This window comes from Paracoccus sp. J55 (assembly GCF_000513975.1).
Classification (GTDB): Bacteria; Pseudomonadota; Alphaproteobacteria; order Rhodobacterales; family Rhodobacteraceae; genus Paracoccus.
Genome location: NZ_AZVA01000033.1, coordinates 34,299 through 48,999 on the forward strand (window position 1 = coordinate 34,299; position 14,701 = coordinate 48,999).

Consider the following 14,701-nt stretch of genomic DNA (forward strand, 5'->3'; position numbering starts at 1 on the left):
TTTCACTGTTCTCCATGATGTAGGGGAAGCCCGCGCGGCCCGCAAGATCGCCCTTCACGCCGCATTCCGCCAGGAGATCGGGCAGCTTGCCCCCGCGCGGCGGGGATGCCACTCTGCCCGCGGCAGCAGAGGGGCGATCAGGATGTCGAACGCGGTTTCCGACAGCGACCCCGCGCGCGGCAGCGCCGGCGAGGTCTTCGGGGCCTTCCTGCGGCTGGGCCTGACCTCCTTCGGCGGGCCGATTGCGCATCTGGGCTATTTCCGCGACGAGTTGGTGGTGCGGCGGCGCTGGCTGGACGATCACGCTTATGCCGATCTGATCGCGCTGTGCCAGTTCCTGCCCGGCCCGGCCTCGAGCCAGGTCGGCTTTGCCCTGGGCCTGATGCGGGCCGGCTGGCTGGGGGCGCTTGCAGCCTTCACCGCCTTCACCTTGCCCTCGGCGCTGATCCTGCTGGTGTTTGCCGGGGCTGCGACGGCGATTTCGGGGCCGCTGGGACAGGGGGCGCTGCACGGGCTCAAGGTCGTGGCGGTGGCCATCGTGGCCCAGGCGGTCTGGGGCATGGCGCGGCAGCTGTGCCCGGATCGCGAGCGCGCGGCGATCGCGGTGCTCGCGGTCGTCGTGCTGGCCGCGCTGCCGGGCGCCCCCGGCATGATTCTCGCCATCGCCGCCGGCGCGGGGCTGGGGCTTGCCCTGGGCCGCGGCGCGGCAAGGCCCGTCAGCGGGCATCTGGTCATGCCGTTGTCCCGAGGCGCGGGGGCGGCGGCCCTGCTGCTGTTCCTGGCGCTGCTGGCCTTGCTGCCGCTGCTGGCGGACGGGTCGCAGGCGCTTGCGATGATCGACAGCTTCTATCGCGCCGGGGCGCTGGTCTTCGGCGGCGGCCATGTCGTGCTGCCGCTTCTGGATGCCGAGGTGGTGCAGCCCGGCTGGATCGGCCCGCAGGCCTTTCTGGCCGGCTATGGCGCGGCGCAGGCGGTGCCGGGGCCGCTTTTCACCTTTGCCGCCTATCTGGGCGCGGCCCTGGGGCCCGAGCCGAACGGGGTGCCGGGCGCCGCGCTTGCGCTGCTGGCGATCTTCCTGCCGGGATTTCTGGTGCTGCTGGGCGTCCTGCCGTTCTGGGACCGCTTCCGCCGCATGGCCGGGGCGCAATCGCTGATGCAGGGGGCGAATGCCGCCGTGGTCGGCATTCTGGGCGCGGCGCTGTATTCCCCGGTCTTTACCACCGCGATCGGCGGCCTGCCGGACCTGGCGCTGGCGCTCGCCTGTTTCGTGGCCCTGACGGGCTGGAAGCTCGCGCCCTGGCGGGTGGTGCTTCTGGCCGCGATGGCGGGCGCTGCACTGGCGCTGGCCGGATGAGCGGGCTTGCGCCGGCCCTTGATCGGAAGGGGGTTCCGGCGGAGGAAAAATAACCCGAAGGCAGGCTGGCCCCTTGGGGCGGAAGGACCGATTTCGGATATCGGGCAGCGGGCTTGTCCCTCGACGCGCTTTCCCATCGTGGGACGTGGAGGCCGAGGCCGTGACTCCGAAGGCGCCAGAGCCGAGTTTATATGAGAAAGCCGGACTGGAACGGGCGCCGCACCATCTTGGCGAGTTCCATGCATTTGCCCGGGGCTGGTCTTCGGTGCCGAGCGGGCGGCGCCTCCAATCGCGCGTCAAGGGTCGAAGCCTGCACGAGAGTGGTCATTCTTTCGGTTGTCGCGACATTCGCTGAAAATCATGATAACCAGAGTTATGTCATCAACCTTCATGCCAAGTCGGCTTGGCCTTCACGTCGGTTAATGCGGCCTGAGCTTAGCCAAGCCTCGGGCTCATGTTCGACCCGCCACGCAAGCAGCTTCGACCCGCCACGCAAGCAGCAAGGATTCCGGCTCTGCGCCAGAAGCGACCGGGCAAGCGCGCGCTGGCGCTGGCCCGGAAGACTGTTGCTCAGCCGCGGCGCAGCTGTTCGAGCAATGCCGCCGTGGGCTCGCCGGTGACGGGCAAGCCGCGCGAGGTCTGATAGGCCCGGATGGCGCTGATCGTGTTCGAGCCGACATTGCCGTCAACGCCCTGGGTGTCGAAACCGCGCGCGGTCAGCAGGCGCTGCATCTCCTTGCGCTGCTCGATGCGCAGGCCGGGATGGTCGGCCGGCCAGGGATTGGCAAGCCCCGGATAGCCCTTCAACCGATCCGCCAGATGCGACACCGCCAGCGCATAGCTGTCGGCATTGTTGTAGCGCAGGATGGCGTGGAAGTTGCGGGTGATCAGGAAGGCCGCGCCCGAGGAGCCGCCCGGCAGGATCAGCTCGGTCGGGGTGCCGGCGGGCGGCAAGGGCCGCTGGTTGGCCTGGCGCACGCCCAGCGACTGCCATTCGGCGACGCTGCGCCGCTTGCCCTTGCCGGCCAAGCCGGTGTTGAAGCCGGGCGGCAGCGTGACCTCGACCGCCGCCGGCAGGCCGCGCTGCCAGCCGGATTTCGCCAGATAGTTCGCTGCCGAGGCCAGCGCGTCCGTCGGGTCGTTCGACCAGATGTCGCGGCGCCCGTCGCCGGTGAAATCGACAGCGAAGCTGAGATAGGTGGTCGGGATGAACTGGGTGTGCCCCATGGCGCCGGCCCAGCTGCCGGTCATGTGGCCGGGATCGATGTCGCCGGCCTGCAGGATGCGCAGCGCCGCCATCAGCTGGCTGCGGAAGAATTCGCCCCGGTAGCCTTCATAGCCCAGCGTGGCCAGGCTTTCGATCAGCGGCAGGTCGCCGCGCCGTTCACCATAGGTCGATTCCATGCCCCAGACCGCGGTGACGATTTCCTTGTCCACGCCATAGGCCGCCTCGACGCGGCTCAGCACGCCGCCATATTGCGCCAGCGCCGCCCGGCCGTTGGTCTGACGTTTTTCCGAAACCGCGTTTTCCAGATATTCCCAGACGGATTTCTTGAACTCGGCCTGACTTTGCGAGCGGCGGATGACCTCGGGGTTATAGGTCACGTCCCGAAAGGCGAAGTCCAGGGTGCTGTCGCTGATGCCCTGGCTGCGGGCGCGGGTCTTGAAGCCCTCGACCCAGCCGCGCAGGCCGGCGACCTTCTCGGGCGGCGGGTTCTGGTAGCGGCCCCATTTGATTTCCTGGCTCTGCTGCGGCACCCCCGTGCCGGGATAGTTGCCGGCGCAGCCGCCCAGCAGCAGGGCCATGGCCGTGAGCGTTGCCGAAAGTCGCAATGAAAACCGCATTCCTGTCCCCTTGGTCGAGCGTTTTGGCCCAGCCTAGCGCCCGATCCGCAAGGCCGAAAGCCGGAAATTCCGCTCCGGCGGCAGCCCGCCCTTTCTATCGGGTTGCGCAAACGGGTTCAGATCATCCGTGCAGGGAATTGATTTGCGGATCATTCCGCCAGAGGCGTCCAGATCACCTCGTTGATCCGCGGCGCGCCGGTGGCCAGCATCACCAGCCGGTCGAATCCCAGCGCGCAGCCCGAGGCCGGCGGCATGAAGGCCAGCGCGGCCAGGAAATCCTCGTCCAGCGGGTAACGCTCGCCATAGATTCGCGCCTTTTCCTCCATCTCCTTCTGGAAGCGGCGGCGCTGCTCGACCGGGTCGGTGAGCTCGCCGAAACCGTTGGCGAGTTCGACCCCGCAGGCGTAAAGCTCGAACCGCTCGGCCTCGCGCGGCTCGTCCGCGGCCCGGCGGGCCAGCGCCGCCTCGGCGGCGGGATAGCGGTCGAGGATCAGCGGCCGGCCATGGCCCAGATGCGGCTCGACCTTCTCGACCAGCACGCGGGACAGGATGTCGGACCAGCCGTCATCCTCGGCCAGCCGCACCCCCTGCCCTTCGGCCTGGGCGCGCAGCGCCGCAGCATCGGTCTCGGTCCCGTCGCAGGTCGAAAGCAGGTCGATGCCGGCATAGTCGCGGAACGCCTCGGCCACGCTCATCACCTCGGGGGCGGCATAGGGGTCGCATTCGGCGCCGCGAAAACGCAGAAGATCGGCACCGGCGCATTCCGCCGCATGCCGCAGATATTGCGCGCAATCCTCGAAAAGAACACGATAATCCTGACCGGCACGATACCATTCCAGCATGGTGAATTCCGGGCTGTGCAGCGCCCCCCGCTCGCGGTTGCGCCAGACATGGCTGAAGGCGAAGATGCGCTCCTCGCCCGCCGCCAGCAGCTTCTTCATGGCAAATTCCGGGCTGGTATGCAGATACATCCGCCGCGGCACGCCGTCATTGCCGATCTGCCGGGTCTCGAAAGCATGCAAATGCGCCTCGTTTCCCGGGCTGACGGCCAGCGCCAGCGGATCGACCTCGATGAAGCCCTGGGCGCCCAGCCAGTCGCGGGTCGCGGCCTGGATGCGGTTTCGCGCCAGCAGCAGCGGCCGGCGCCCGGCATGGCGGTCGCGGTCCCACCAGGGGCTTTCATCGGCGGATTTCATGCGCACAACTCCTGCATTTGCGTCGTTTTCCGCTTGCGGCTGGCGCAAAGCTGCGGAAAACGCTATGGGACATCATCTTTGCCGGACTTCGTATCCGGCCCCCCGGAATTTGAAAAGCAGGCAAGGGAACCGCCTTGAAAGTCATCGCCTCCAGCCTTCGCAAAGGCAATGTCGTCGAGATCGACGGCAAGCTCCATGTCGTCCTGACGGCGACCAACTTCCACCCCGGCAAGGGCACGCCGACGACCCAGGTCGAACTGCGCCGCATCTCGGACGGCAACAAGGTCTCGGAACGCTGGAAGACCACCGAACAGGTCGAGCGTGCCCATGTGGACGAACGCGCCTACAACTTCCTCTACGAGGACGGCGAGGGCTTCCATTTCATGGAGCCGGAAAGCTATGAGCAGGTCGTCGTCTCGCCCGACGTGGTCGGCGACGACAAGGTCTTCCTGGAGGACGGCATCAGCGTTTTCCTGCAGGTCCATAACGGCGTCGCCATCGCCATCGAACTGCCGCAGAAGGTGACGGTCGAGGTGGTCGAGACCGAGCCGGTGGTCAAGGGCCAGACCGCCTCGTCCAGCTACAAGCCGGCCATGGCGCATAACGGCGTGCGCATCATGGTGCCGCCGCATATCGGCGTGGGCACCAAGGTGATCATCAACACCGCCGACCTGACCTATGTCGAGCGCGCCAAGAGCTGATTTCTGACGCCCTTGGGCAGGGGCGTGCTCGCGCCCTGCCCTTTCTCGTCATGCAGCGTCATCCGGGGAACGGCGGGACCCTGCGGATCAATCCGCGGTCGCGGCGCCGATGGTCCCGCCCACCACCGCACCGGCCGGACCGGCGATGACGGCTCCGCCCAGCCCGCCGGTCGCAGCGCGTTCGGTGGGGTTGTCGCCGCAACCGGCCAGCAGAAGCACCAACGCGGAAACGGCTGTCGCAATCAGGCTACGCATCTCGTATGTCCTCCTGTGAAGCGGCAAGGCGCCGCTCATATTGGACAAGACGCGCGGGCCCGCCTTCCGGTTCCGCGCGCCGCCCTTGAGGATCGTGGACGAGGTGCCCTCTGGCGGCGCCCGTCAGGGGAAGATCGGCGCCAGCATCAGCCCTTCGGTTTCCGGCAGGCCCAGCATCAGGTTGGCATTCTGCACCGCCTGCCCCGAGGAGCCCTTGCACAGGTTGTCCAGCGTCGAGACGACCAGCGTCCGCCCCGAAATCCGGTCGCCCGTCACGCCGATATGGCAGAAGTTCGAGCCCTGGACATGGGCCATTGCCGGCAGTTGCCCAAAGGGCAGCACCACGATGAACGGCTCGTCGGCATAGGCCGCCGCCAGCGCGGCATGTACCGCCTGCGGCTCGCCCTTCAGGTAGCAGGATGCCAGGATGCCGCGGTTCACCGGGACCAGATGCGGGGTGAACTGGATGCGCACCTCGCGCCCGGCCAGGGCCGAGAATTCCTGGTCGAACTCGCCCAGGTGGCGGTGCTTGCCGCCCTGGGAATAGCCCGCCACATCCTCGGACCGCTCGGCGAAGAGCATGTTTTCCTTGAGCGAGCGCCCTGCCCCGGACACGCCGTTCTTCAGGTCGCAGATGATGTCGTCCAGGTCGATCAGCTCTGATGCGATCAGCGGCCGCAGCGCGAATTGCACGGTGGCGGCATTGCAGCCGGTGCCGGCGACCAGCCGCGCCTCGCGGATCTGGTCGCGATAGAATTCGGTCAGGCCATAGACCGCCTGCGGCTGGATCCCGGGCGCGGCATGGTCGAGCCCATACCATTTCCTGTAATCCGCCGGATCGCGCAGCCGGAAATCGGCGCCCAGGTCGACGATCTTCACATCGCCCGGCAGCTGCCCGACCAGCGGCTGGCTAAGCCCGTGCGGCAGGGCGCAGAACACCAGGTCGATGGCCGAGAAGTCGATCTCCTCCATCCTGACCAGCGCCGGCAGCTTCAGGTGTCGCAGATGCGGAAAGACTTCGTCATAGCCCTGCCCCGCCTTGCGGTCGGCGGAAAGCGCGGCGATCTCGATCCGGGGATGGGTGGCGAGGAGGCGGACGAGTTCCGCCCCCGTGTAACCCGAGGCCCCAAGGATGGCAGCTTTCAGCGTCATGTCTCGATCCCGAGGAAACGGCCGCGCAGGCGCGGCGCTGGTTGGTCAGGCCCGCAGGGGCCGAAAACCGGCACTAGGCCCGGTCCCCCGGCATGTCAAGCCGCCGGCCGGATCGCAAGGCCCGCCCGTTTTGGGGCCGCCCTGCCCCGCTTGCTGCCATCTTTCCAGAAAGCAGGGCAACGAAGCTTATCCAATCGGTGGAAATTTCTTCAAATATTGTAATTCAGCGCGGCAGATTCTCCCTGACAGCAGAGCTGGAGGCATCACCTGTCGCGATTGCCGTTGTCTCCCCCACCTGCAGCCGGTGATCCGATTGAATCGACGACGGAAACCGGCCCGGCTGCAAGGGACGCGAATAGGTTGGGCTTCTTTTCGTGCGCAGAAATGCTGCATCTGCATCATTTTATTGCGAGACATGGCGGAAGGAATCAAATATTCGGGCAGCGGCCGCCGAGGCCCTGGATAACGGAGAGAGTGATGAGCGCGACCCCCGATCGCAAGGGCCGTCTGAGCCCCGATGACATCCGTGCCCGCAAGGGCGGCGAGCCCGTGGTCTGCCTGACGGCCTATACCACCCCCATGGCCCGGCTGGTGGATGCGCATTGCGATATCGCGCTGGTGGGCGACAGCCTGGGCATGGTCCTGCACGGCCTGCCCTCGACCCTTGGCGTCACCATGGAGATGATGATCCTGCACGGCAAGGCGGTGGCGCGGGGCTGCGCGCGCGCCTGCATGGTGGTGGACATGCCCTTCGGCAGCTATGAGGAGGGGCGCGAGCAGGCCTTCCGCAACGCCGCGCGGCTGATGGCCGAGACCGGCTGCCAGGCGGTCAAGCTGGAAGGCGGCCGGCACATGGCCGACACCGTGGCCTTCCTGGTGGCGCGCGGCATCCCGGTGATGGGCCATGTCGGGCTGACGCCGCAATCGATCAACACGCTGGGCGGCTACAAGGTGCAGGGCCGCGGGCATCACGAGGCCGACCGCATCGCCCTCGATGCCGCGGCGCTGGCCGATGCCGGCGCCTTCGCCGTGGTGCTGGAAAAGCTGCCCGAGGCGCTGGGGCGGCGCATCACCCAAGAGATCCCGGTGCCCAGCATCGGCATCGGCGCCGGGGTCGATTGCGATGGCCAGGTTCTGGTGGTCGACGACATGCTGGGGCTGTTCTCGGATTTCCGGCCCAAATTCGTCAAGCGCTACGCCGAGCTGGGCCAGGATGCCGATGCCGCCATCGCCGGCTATGCCGCCGAGGTGCGGGCCCGCCGCTTTCCCGGCCCCGAGCACGCCTTCGCCGAGGGCAAGCCTGCATGAGCGCGCCCATCGTCCGGCCGCTGGCCGAGCTGCGTGCGCTGGTGCGCGGCTGGAAGTCCCGCGGCGAAACCATCGGCGTGGTGCCGACCATGGGCGCGCTGCACGAGGGGCATCTGAGCCTGGTCCGCGCGGCGCGCGCCAGCTGCGACCGGGTGATCGTCACCCTGTTCGTCAACCCGCGCCAGTTCAACAATGCCGAGGATTTCGCCCGTTATCCGCGCACCGAACATGCCGATGCCGCGCTGCTCGGCCCGCTGGGCGTGGACGCGCTTTTCGTGCCCGAGGGCGACGAGGTCTATCCGCCCGGCCATGCCACGGTGATCTCGGTTTCGGGCGTGTCCGACCCGCTGGAGGGCGCGCATCGGCCGGGGCATTTCGACGGCGTGGCGACGGTGGTGACGCTGCTGTTCAACATGACCCAGGCCGACCGCGCCTTCTTCGGCGAAAAGGACTGGCAGCAGCTGCAGCTGGTGCGGCGGCTGGTGCAGGACCTGAAACTGCCGGTCGAGGTCGTCCCCTGCCCCTGCGTGCGGGCCGAGGACGGGCTGGCCCTGTCCTCGCGCAACCAGCGCCTGACGGCCGGGGGCCGCGCGCTGGCCTCGGCCCTGCCGCAGGCGCTGTTCGAGGCGGCGCGGCGCATCGAGGCCGGCGAGCCGGTGGAGGCCACGCTGGCGGCGGCCCGGGCCGGGCTGGAGGCGGCGGGGCTGGGGCCGGTCGAATATCTTGAGCTGCGCGACGGCGAGTCGCTGGGCGAGCCGCGCCCGGGCCGGCCGGCGCGGCTGCTGGTCGCGGCCTGGCTGGAGGGCGTGCGGCTGATCGACAACGTCGCGGTGACGCTGCGCTGAATGGCCCCTTTGCCGCGAGGCGGCGCGGGATGCGCGGTTGCCTCATGAGTATTTGGAAAACGGTGAAAGCGCCAAGTCCCGGGCGGCGGGCGGCAGAGCGTCGAGATGCAGCTCGGCCCGCAGGCCGGGATGGGCGTTTTCCAGCCGCAGCGCGCCCTGCGCGGCATCGGCGATGTCCGAGACCACGGCCAGGCCGATGCCCTGCCCCTCGCCGTCGGGATCGAGGCTCAGCCCGCGCCTGGTCAGCCGGGCCAGCGCGGGTTCGGGCACGCCCGGCCCGTCGTCGCGGATGGCGATGACCAGCCGCGCGCCCGCGACGCGGACCGAGGCCGTGACCCGCGCCCGGGCATGGCGCATGGCGTTTTCCAGCAGCGCGCCGAGCGCCTCGGTCAGGTCGTCGGGATCGATCCGGGCCAGGGGGCCGGGCGGCGCGGACAGCCGCCAGTCGATCTCCGCACCGCGCGGCGTACGGCGCAGCACGCCGATCAGCTTGGCCAGAAGCGCCCCCGGATCGGCGGACTGGCCGCTGCGGGAGGACTGGATGCGCGCCCGCGCCAGCTCGCGGTCGACATGGCGGCGCATCTGGGTGGCGACGGTTTCGATGCTGGCGGCGATCTCGGCCTCGCCGTCGGCGCGCAGCCGGGCCGCATCGCCCAGCAGCGCCTGCAGTGGGGTCTTGAAGCCATGCGCCAGGTCGGCGGCGCGGTGGCGGGCCCGGGCCAGCTCTTCGTCGCGCGCGTCCAGGAGTCGGTCGATCTGGGTCGCCAGCGGGATCACCTCGGTCGGCAGGTCCAGCCCGATGCGCGCGCGCGCGCCCGAGGCCAGCGCCGCCACCCGCGCCCCGACCTGCCCCAGCGGCCGCAGCCCGACGGTGATCTGCAGCCAGCTGGCCAGCAGCAGCGCCGCGCCGAGCAGCGCCAGATAGGGCAGCAGGTCGTCCAGAAAGCCGCGTCGGGCCAGCGCCAGCTCGTCGCGGTCCGAGGCGACGATGATGCGCAAGGGCAGCGGCGGGTCGCCGCGGCCGACCGTCAGGCTTTGCTCGACCGCCAGCAGCGGCTCGCCCTGCGGGCCGGCCAGCGCTCGCACCGCGGTTTCGCCCGGCGCCGGCGCGGGCTCGCCGGTCGGCAGGGTATAGTCCCACAGCGAGCGCGAGCGGCGCAGCTCGGCGCCCAGCATGACCTGCCAGTAATGGCCCGAGAAGGGCTGGTCGTAGAGCGGGTCGTCCGGCGGCGCGCGCAGGCTGGCGCCGGCCTCGCCCCCGGGCCGCACCATGGCGGCCAGCGCCAGGGCCCGCGCCTGCAGGTCGGCGACGGCGACGCGCTCGACATGACGCTCGAACAGCACGGCAAGCCCCATGCCCGACAGCGCCAGCGCCAGCGCGATCGCCAGCCCTCCGGCCAGCACCAGCCGCCAGCGGATCGAACGCATCATGCCTTGCCCTGCGACGCCGCCGGGCCGCCGTCGAGGTGATAGCCGAAGCCGCGCCGGGTGCCGATCACCCCCGGCCCCAGCTTGCGGCGCAGCCGGGTGACGACCGCCTCGACGGCATTGGTCTCGCGCGAATCGTCGTCGCCGTAGAGATGTTCCAGCAACTCGGTCGGCGGCACGCTGCGATCGCGGTTCAGCGCCAGATAGGAGACGAGGCGGAATTCCAGCGGCGTCACCGGGACCGGGATGCCGTCGATGGCGGCGGTCATGCGGTTCAGGTCCACCGTCAGCCGCCCGACCTGCTGGGTGGCGTTGCCCCGCCCGCCGGCGCGGCGCACCAGCGCCCGGGCGCGGGCGATCAGCTCCTCCATGCGGAAGGGCTTGGGCAGGTAGTCGTCGGCGCCGGCATCGATGCCCTCGACCCGCTCGGTCCAGGCGCCGCGCGCGGTCAGGATCAGCACCGGGCTTTCGCAGCCCTCGGCCCGCCAGCGTTTCAGCACCGTCAGCCCGTCCAGCCGCGGCAGGTTCAGGTCCAGCACGATCAGGTCGTAGCTCTCGGTGCCGCCGCGGAACCAGGCGGTCTCGCCATCGGCGGCGCGCTCGACCAGAAAGCCTGCCGCCTTCAGCGCCCGCTCCAGGTCGGCGGCGATCCGGGGCTCATCCTCGACGATCAGGGCGCGCATCAGTCATCCTCATCCGCATCATCCGCATCGTCTTCGTCCAGCGCCAGGATCCGCCCGGTGCGGGCGTCCAGCTCGACCTCGATCAGCCGGCCGTCGGCGGTGACCAGCCCGATCTCATAGGCGAGGATGCCGTCCTCATCCTCGAACTCCACCTCGACCACCCGGCCCGGATGCGATCCTTGCAGCCGCGCCAGCACCTCGGCAAGGGGCAGGATCTCGCCGCGCTCCACGGCGTCGCGGGCGAATTCGAAATCCGGCGCCGACAGGCCCTGCCCCGTGACCGGCGGCGGGCAGAGCGTCAGGGCCAGGGACAGAAGGACAAGCGGTCTCATGCCGCCGGTCATAGCGGCGGCGGCCTGACAGCCGGCTGACAAAGCGCGGTGCCGGCCCGCGCCGTGACCCCGGCGTGCCGAAACGGCAACAGCCCGCCATGGGCGGCTTTCCGCCCAGGTCGGGGCATTCTGACAGCCCGCTGACAGCCGGGGTCAGAGCACTGTCAGCCGGTCCGTGGCATTCCCGCCATGACCTTCGCGGCAGGGGCGACCCGCCGCCTCAGCACAGGAAAGGATCAGGACATGGTGCGCAAGATCGGAACGAATTTCGCGGATACGCTGAACGGCACGGCATTCGGCGACTGGCTGTCGGGCCTGGGCGGCAATGACCGGCTGTTCGGCCTTGCCGGCGACGACCGGCTTGATGGCGGCGACGGCCGCGATTCGCTCTATGGCGGGGCCGGCCGCGACGCCCTGCGCGGCGGCAACGGCGACGACCTTCTTCATGGCGGCGAGGGCGCGGACGAGCTGGAAGGCGGCGCCGGCAACGATATCCTGCATGGCGGCAACGGCAATGACGAGCTGGAAGGCGATGCCGGGGCCGATACGCTTTACGGCGGGGCCGGCCATGACGAGCTCGAGGGCGGCGGCGGCAATGACCTGCTGTTCGGCGGCATCGGCAATGACGAGCTGGACGGCGATGCCGGCAACGACCGGCTGCACGGAGGCGCGGGCCGCGACCGGCTGGAGGGCGGCCGCGGCAACGACATCCTGACCGGCGGCGCCGGCGCCGATGTCTTCGAGTTCGAGCGCGGCGACGGCCGCGACATCGTCACCGATTTCCAGAACGGCGTGGACCGGCTCGACTTCGACGATTTCAGCCGGGCGCAGGTTCAGGCGGTGATCGACACTGCCCGGCAGGTCGGCGACGACGTCGTGCTGCGGCTGTCGGCCGACAGTTCGGTGACCATCCGCGACATGCAGCTGTCGCAGCTCGACATGAACGACTTCGTCTTCTGATCCGGCCCGCCGGATGCCGGCATGACGCCGCCGCGGCCCGCCCGCGGCGGCGTTTTCGTCGCCTCCGGGCTAGGCCCCGGAAAATTTTCCGGCCAGTGTCGGGACGGCGGACCCCGGTCCGTCCTTGGCGCAAGGAGAACCCGATGCTCTATACCCTGCTCTGCTATAACGACGAGGCGATGACCTCCGCCTGGACAAGCGAGGAAGAGGCGGCCGTGATGGCGCGGCTGGACGGCGTGCACCGAAAATGGGCCGCGCATTTCGGTCCCGTCGCCCGGCTGATGCCGACCAGCGCCGCCACCACCTTCCGCAAGGACGAGCAGGTGGTGCTGGACGGCCCCTATGCCGAGACCAAGGAGCAGCTTCTGGGCTTCTACCTCGTCGAGGTCGAGGGGCTGGACATGGCGCTGCAGATCGCCCGCGACCTGGGCGAGGCCAATCCCGGCGGTGCCTACGAGATCCGGCCGGTCATGCTTTATTCCCCCGGCACGGAGGCGCCCGGATGATCGAAGCCGATCCCGACTGGATCGAGACGCGGCTGGTCGGGGCCCGCCCGCGCGCCATGGCCGCGCTGCTGCGCTATTTCCGCGATCTCGACCTGGCCGAGGAGGCCTATCAGGAAGCCTGCCTGCGCGCCCTGCGGCATTGGCCGCGGAACGGCCCGCCGCGCAATGCCGAGGCCTGGCTGGTCATGGTCGGGCGCAACGCGGCGCTGGACCAGCTTCGTCGCCGGACCCGCCAGACCGAGCTGCCGCCCGGCGACGCGGTTCCCGACCAGGCCGACGGCCCCGATCTGGCCGAGCGGCTGGACGCGGCGGATTACCGCGACGACATCCTGCGGCTGCTGTTCATCTGCTGCCACCCCGAGCTTCCGGCGACGCAGCAGATCGCGCTGGCGCTGCGCATCGTCTCGGGCCTGCCGGTCGAGCGCATCGCCCGCGCCTTCCTGGTCGCGCCGCGCGCCATGGAGCAGCGCATCACCCGCGCCAAGGCCCGCATCGCACGGGCCGAGATCCCCTTCGACGCCCCCGGCCCCGTCGAACGGGCCCAGCGTTTCGCCGCCGTCGCGGCGATGATCTATCTGGTCTTCAACGAGGGCTATACCGACGCGAACCCCGCCAGCGAGCGCGCGGCGCTGTGCGACGAGGCGATCCGGCTGGCGCGGCTGCTGCTGCGCCTTTTCCCCGCCGAGCCCGAGATGATGGGCCTGCTGGCGCTGATGCTCATCCAGCATTCGCGGCAGGCGGCGCGTTTCGATGCCGAGGGCGGGCCGGTGCTGCTGGAGGATCAGGACCGCGGCCGCTGGAACCGCGCCATGATCGCCGAGGCGCTGGCCATGCTGGACAAGGCGATGCTGCACCGCCGGCCCGGCCCCTATCAGATCCAGGCGGCCATCGCGGCGCTGCATGCCCGCGCCGCCCGGCCGGAGGAGACCGACTGGGCCGGCATCGACCGGCTCTATGCCGCGCTGGAGCGGCACGCCCCCTCGCCGGTGGTGACGCTGAACCGCGCCGTGGCGGTGATGAAGCTGCAAGGCGCCGAGGCGGCGCTGGAGATGGTCGAGCCGCTGCGCGAGCGGCTGGACGGCTATTTCTACCTGCACGGGCGTGCTGGACGCGCCGGTCGCCGGACTCTGGCGCTGCTGGACCGAGCCGGAGCTGCTGAAACAATGGTTCTGCCCGAAACCCTGGTATGTGTCCGAGGCGCGCATGGACCTGCGTCCGGGCGGCGAATTCTTCTCTGTCATGAACGGGCCCGAGGGCGAGCGGTTCGAGAATATCGGCGTCTTCCTGGAGATCGAGCCGCAGCGCCGGCTGGTCTCGACCGATGCCTTCCGGCCGGGCTGGGTGCCGACCGAGCGGGCCTTCATGGTCTCGCATGTCGAGTTCGAGCCGCAGGGGGAGCGGACGCGCTATCTGGCCCGCGCCATGCATTGGAACGAGGAGACCCTGAAGCAGCACGAGCAGATGGGCTTTCACGACGGCTGGAACATGGCCGCCGACCAGCTGGAGACGCTGGCGAAATCGCTGTGAGCTTGCCTTCCCCCTGCTCGGGGCGCATCAGGTGGCGCAGCGCGGTTTCCAGCTGCGCCGCCAGTTCGGGTCCCAGGCGATCGCGGGGCTGGAGAAGGCCAGCAGGGGCAGCCTGCTGGAGCTGAGCTGGAACGGCGCCGCGCGCAGCTTTGTCGAGGACAACGATACCCTGACCCTGCGCGGCACCGCCCGGGGGGACGGCTACAGCATCGGCTTCGGGGATCGGACCGGCAAGGTTATTGCAGCCTTGCCTGATCCTTACGCGCGATATCTTCTGTCATTTCGACGGAAGGGCCGCCAACGGTCAGGCGATCCTGATCCTGCCGTCTCTTCGATGGATTCGAACAGGGCGCGGAAATTGCCCTCGCCGAAACCGTCATCGCCCTTGCGCTGGATGAACTCGAAGAAGATCGGCCCGATCACCGTCTTCGAGAAGATCTGCAGCAGCACCCGGGTCGTGCCGCCGCCCACGACCCCCTCGCCGTCGATCAGGATGCCGTGCTTCTTCATGCGCTCGATGGGCTCCTGATGGCCTTTCACCCGGCGATGCGACATCTCGTAATAGGTGTCCGGCGGTCCGGGCATGAACGCCATGCCGGCCGCGGCGAT

The 14,701-nt window shown here is 69.4% G+C and carries 14 protein-coding genes and 3 pseudogenes; 9 read left to right on the plus strand and 8 right to left on the minus strand.

Annotated elements, in window-relative coordinates; all coding sequences use genetic code 11:
• Positions 1-142 precede the first annotated feature (142 nt).
• Positions 143-1,354, plus strand: coding sequence for a chromate efflux transporter (gene chrA, locus PARJ55_RS0117515; RefSeq protein ID WP_028714205.1), 1,212 nt, complete (start codon positions 143-145; stop codon positions 1,352-1,354).
• 570 nt (positions 1,355-1,924) lie between these two features.
• On the opposite strand, the gene PARJ55_RS0117520 is transcribed toward chrA, so the two are convergent.
• Together PARJ55_RS0117520 and epmA are read right to left on the minus strand one after the other, a co-directional pair.
• Positions 1,925-3,199: a lytic murein transglycosylase gene (locus tag PARJ55_RS0117520; RefSeq protein ID WP_028714206.1), complete on the minus strand. Its 1,275-nt coding sequence runs from the start codon at positions 3,197-3,199 to the stop codon at positions 1,925-1,927.
• Positions 3,200-3,348: 149 nt separating this feature from the next.
• Positions 3,349-4,395: an EF-P lysine aminoacylase EpmA gene (epmA, locus tag PARJ55_RS0117525; protein ID WP_028714207.1), complete on the minus strand. Its 1,047-nt coding sequence runs from the start codon at positions 4,393-4,395 to the stop codon at positions 3,349-3,351.
• A 134-nt stretch (positions 4,396-4,529) separates the two neighbouring features.
• Here epmA and efp point away from each other — a divergent pair, with 134 nt between their 5' ends.
• Complete coding sequence (efp, locus tag PARJ55_RS0117530; protein WP_028714208.1) at positions 4,530-5,096, plus strand: elongation factor P; 567 nt, start codon at positions 4,530-4,532, stop codon at positions 5,094-5,096.
• 87 nt (positions 5,097-5,183) lie between these two features.
• Here the strand turns inward: efp and PARJ55_RS24350 are convergent, their stop codons facing one another.
• Together PARJ55_RS24350 and argC are read right to left on the minus strand one after the other, a co-directional pair.
• Complete coding sequence (locus tag PARJ55_RS24350) at positions 5,184-5,351, minus strand: hypothetical protein (protein WP_198019378.1); 168 nt, start codon at positions 5,349-5,351, stop codon at positions 5,184-5,186.
• Between the two features lie 123 nt (positions 5,352-5,474).
• Positions 5,475-6,503: an N-acetyl-gamma-glutamyl-phosphate reductase gene (argC, locus tag PARJ55_RS0117540; RefSeq protein WP_028714209.1), complete on the minus strand. Its 1,029-nt coding sequence runs from the start codon at positions 6,501-6,503 to the stop codon at positions 5,475-5,477.
• A 477-nt stretch (positions 6,504-6,980) separates the two neighbouring features.
• On the opposite strand from argC, the gene panB reads away from it, so the two are divergent.
• Together panB and panC are read left to right on the plus strand one after the other, a co-directional pair.
• Positions 6,981-7,811, plus strand: a complete 831-nt coding sequence (gene panB / locus PARJ55_RS0117545) for a 3-methyl-2-oxobutanoate hydroxymethyltransferase (RefSeq protein ID WP_028714210.1) — start codon at positions 6,981-6,983, stop codon at positions 7,809-7,811.
• Positions 7,808-8,656 (plus strand): pantoate--beta-alanine ligase, encoded by an 849-nt coding sequence (panC, locus tag PARJ55_RS0117550; RefSeq protein WP_028714211.1) that lies wholly within the window; start codon positions 7,808-7,810, stop codon positions 8,654-8,656. The genes panB and panC overlap by 4 nt, the downstream gene beginning before the upstream one ends.
• Before the next feature lie 42 nt (positions 8,657-8,698).
• Here panC and PARJ55_RS0117555 read toward each other — a convergent pair whose 3' ends face one another.
• The 3 genes from PARJ55_RS0117555 to PARJ55_RS0117565 are packed head-to-tail and all read right to left on the minus strand — an operon-like array spanning position 8,699 to position 11,099.
• Complete coding sequence (locus PARJ55_RS0117555) at positions 8,699-10,087, minus strand: HAMP domain-containing sensor histidine kinase (protein ID WP_028714212.1); 1,389 nt, start codon at positions 10,085-10,087, stop codon at positions 8,699-8,701.
• A complete protein-coding gene (locus tag PARJ55_RS0117560) occupies positions 10,084-10,767 on the minus strand; it encodes a response regulator transcription factor (RefSeq protein ID WP_028714213.1) in 684 nt (227 codons plus the stop codon). The genes PARJ55_RS0117555 and PARJ55_RS0117560 overlap by 4 nt, the downstream gene beginning before the upstream one ends.
• Positions 10,767-11,099, minus strand: coding sequence for a PepSY domain-containing protein (locus PARJ55_RS0117565; protein WP_028714214.1), 333 nt, complete (start codon positions 11,097-11,099; stop codon positions 10,767-10,769). The genes PARJ55_RS0117560 and PARJ55_RS0117565 overlap by 1 nt, the downstream gene beginning before the upstream one ends.
• A gap of 243 nt (positions 11,100-11,342) precedes the next feature.
• Between PARJ55_RS0117565 and PARJ55_RS0117570 the strand changes: the two genes are divergently transcribed.
• The 5 genes and pseudogenes from PARJ55_RS0117570 to PARJ55_RS24640 form a co-directional block, all read left to right on the plus strand.
• Positions 11,343-12,059 carry a calcium-binding protein gene (locus tag PARJ55_RS0117570; RefSeq protein ID WP_028716856.1) on the plus strand — a complete coding sequence of 239 codons (717 nt, stop codon included), beginning with the start codon at positions 11,343-11,345 and terminating at the stop codon, positions 12,057-12,059.
• Between the two features lie 143 nt (positions 12,060-12,202).
• Positions 12,203-12,565: a YciI family protein gene (locus PARJ55_RS0117575; RefSeq protein ID WP_028714216.1), complete on the plus strand. Its 363-nt coding sequence runs from the start codon at positions 12,203-12,205 to the stop codon at positions 12,563-12,565.
• Between the two features lie 56 nt (positions 12,566-12,621).
• Positions 12,622-13,401, plus strand: a pseudogene (locus PARJ55_RS24875) (RNA polymerase sigma factor); the annotation flags it as partial.
• Between the two features lie 265 nt (positions 13,402-13,666).
• On the plus strand, positions 13,667-14,092 hold the full coding sequence (locus PARJ55_RS24880; protein WP_371257434.1) for an SRPBCC family protein: 426 nt from the start codon (positions 13,667-13,669) through the stop codon (positions 14,090-14,092).
• Between the two features lie 67 nt (positions 14,093-14,159).
• A pseudogene (locus tag PARJ55_RS24640) lies at positions 14,160-14,360 on the plus strand (fumarylacetoacetase); the annotation flags it as partial.
• On the opposite strand, the pseudogene PARJ55_RS0117590 reads toward PARJ55_RS24640, so the two are convergent.
• A pseudogene (locus tag PARJ55_RS0117590) lies at positions 14,351-14,701 on the minus strand (hypothetical protein); the annotation flags it as partial. The pseudogenes PARJ55_RS24640 and PARJ55_RS0117590 overlap by 10 nt on opposite strands.

Bases quoted from the DNA above. Each gene is read 5' to 3' on its own strand.
- chrA (WP_028714205.1), top strand. From the start codon at position 143: ATGTCGAACGCGGTTTCCGACAGCGACCCCGCGCGCGGCAGCGCCGGC.
- PARJ55_RS0117520 (WP_028714206.1), bottom strand. From the start codon at position 3,199: ATGCGGTTTTCATTGCGACTTTCGGCAACGCTCACGGCCATGGCCCTG.
- epmA (WP_028714207.1), bottom strand. From the start codon at position 4,395: ATGAAATCCGCCGATGAAAGCCCCTGGTGGGACCGCGACCGCCATGCC.
- PARJ55_RS24350 (WP_198019378.1), bottom strand. From the start codon at position 5,351: ATGCGTAGCCTGATTGCGACAGCCGTTTCCGCGTTGGTGCTTCTGCTG.
- argC (WP_028714209.1), bottom strand. From the start codon at position 6,503: ATGACGCTGAAAGCTGCCATCCTTGGGGCCTCGGGTTACACGGGGGCG.
- panB (WP_028714210.1), top strand. From the start codon at position 6,981: ATGAGCGCGACCCCCGATCGCAAGGGCCGTCTGAGCCCCGATGACATC.
- panC (WP_028714211.1), top strand. From the start codon at position 7,808: ATGAGCGCGCCCATCGTCCGGCCGCTGGCCGAGCTGCGTGCGCTGGTG.
- PARJ55_RS0117555 (WP_028714212.1), bottom strand. From the start codon at position 10,087: ATGATGCGTTCGATCCGCTGGCGGCTGGTGCTGGCCGGAGGGCTGGCG.
- PARJ55_RS0117560 (WP_028714213.1), bottom strand. From the start codon at position 10,767: ATGCGCGCCCTGATCGTCGAGGATGAGCCCCGGATCGCCGCCGACCTG.
- PARJ55_RS0117565 (WP_028714214.1), bottom strand. From the start codon at position 11,099: ATGAGACCGCTTGTCCTTCTGTCCCTGGCCCTGACGCTCTGCCCGCCG.
- PARJ55_RS0117570 (WP_028716856.1), top strand. From the start codon at position 11,343: ATGGTGCGCAAGATCGGAACGAATTTCGCGGATACGCTGAACGGCACG.
- PARJ55_RS0117575 (WP_028714216.1), top strand. From the start codon at position 12,203: ATGCTCTATACCCTGCTCTGCTATAACGACGAGGCGATGACCTCCGCC.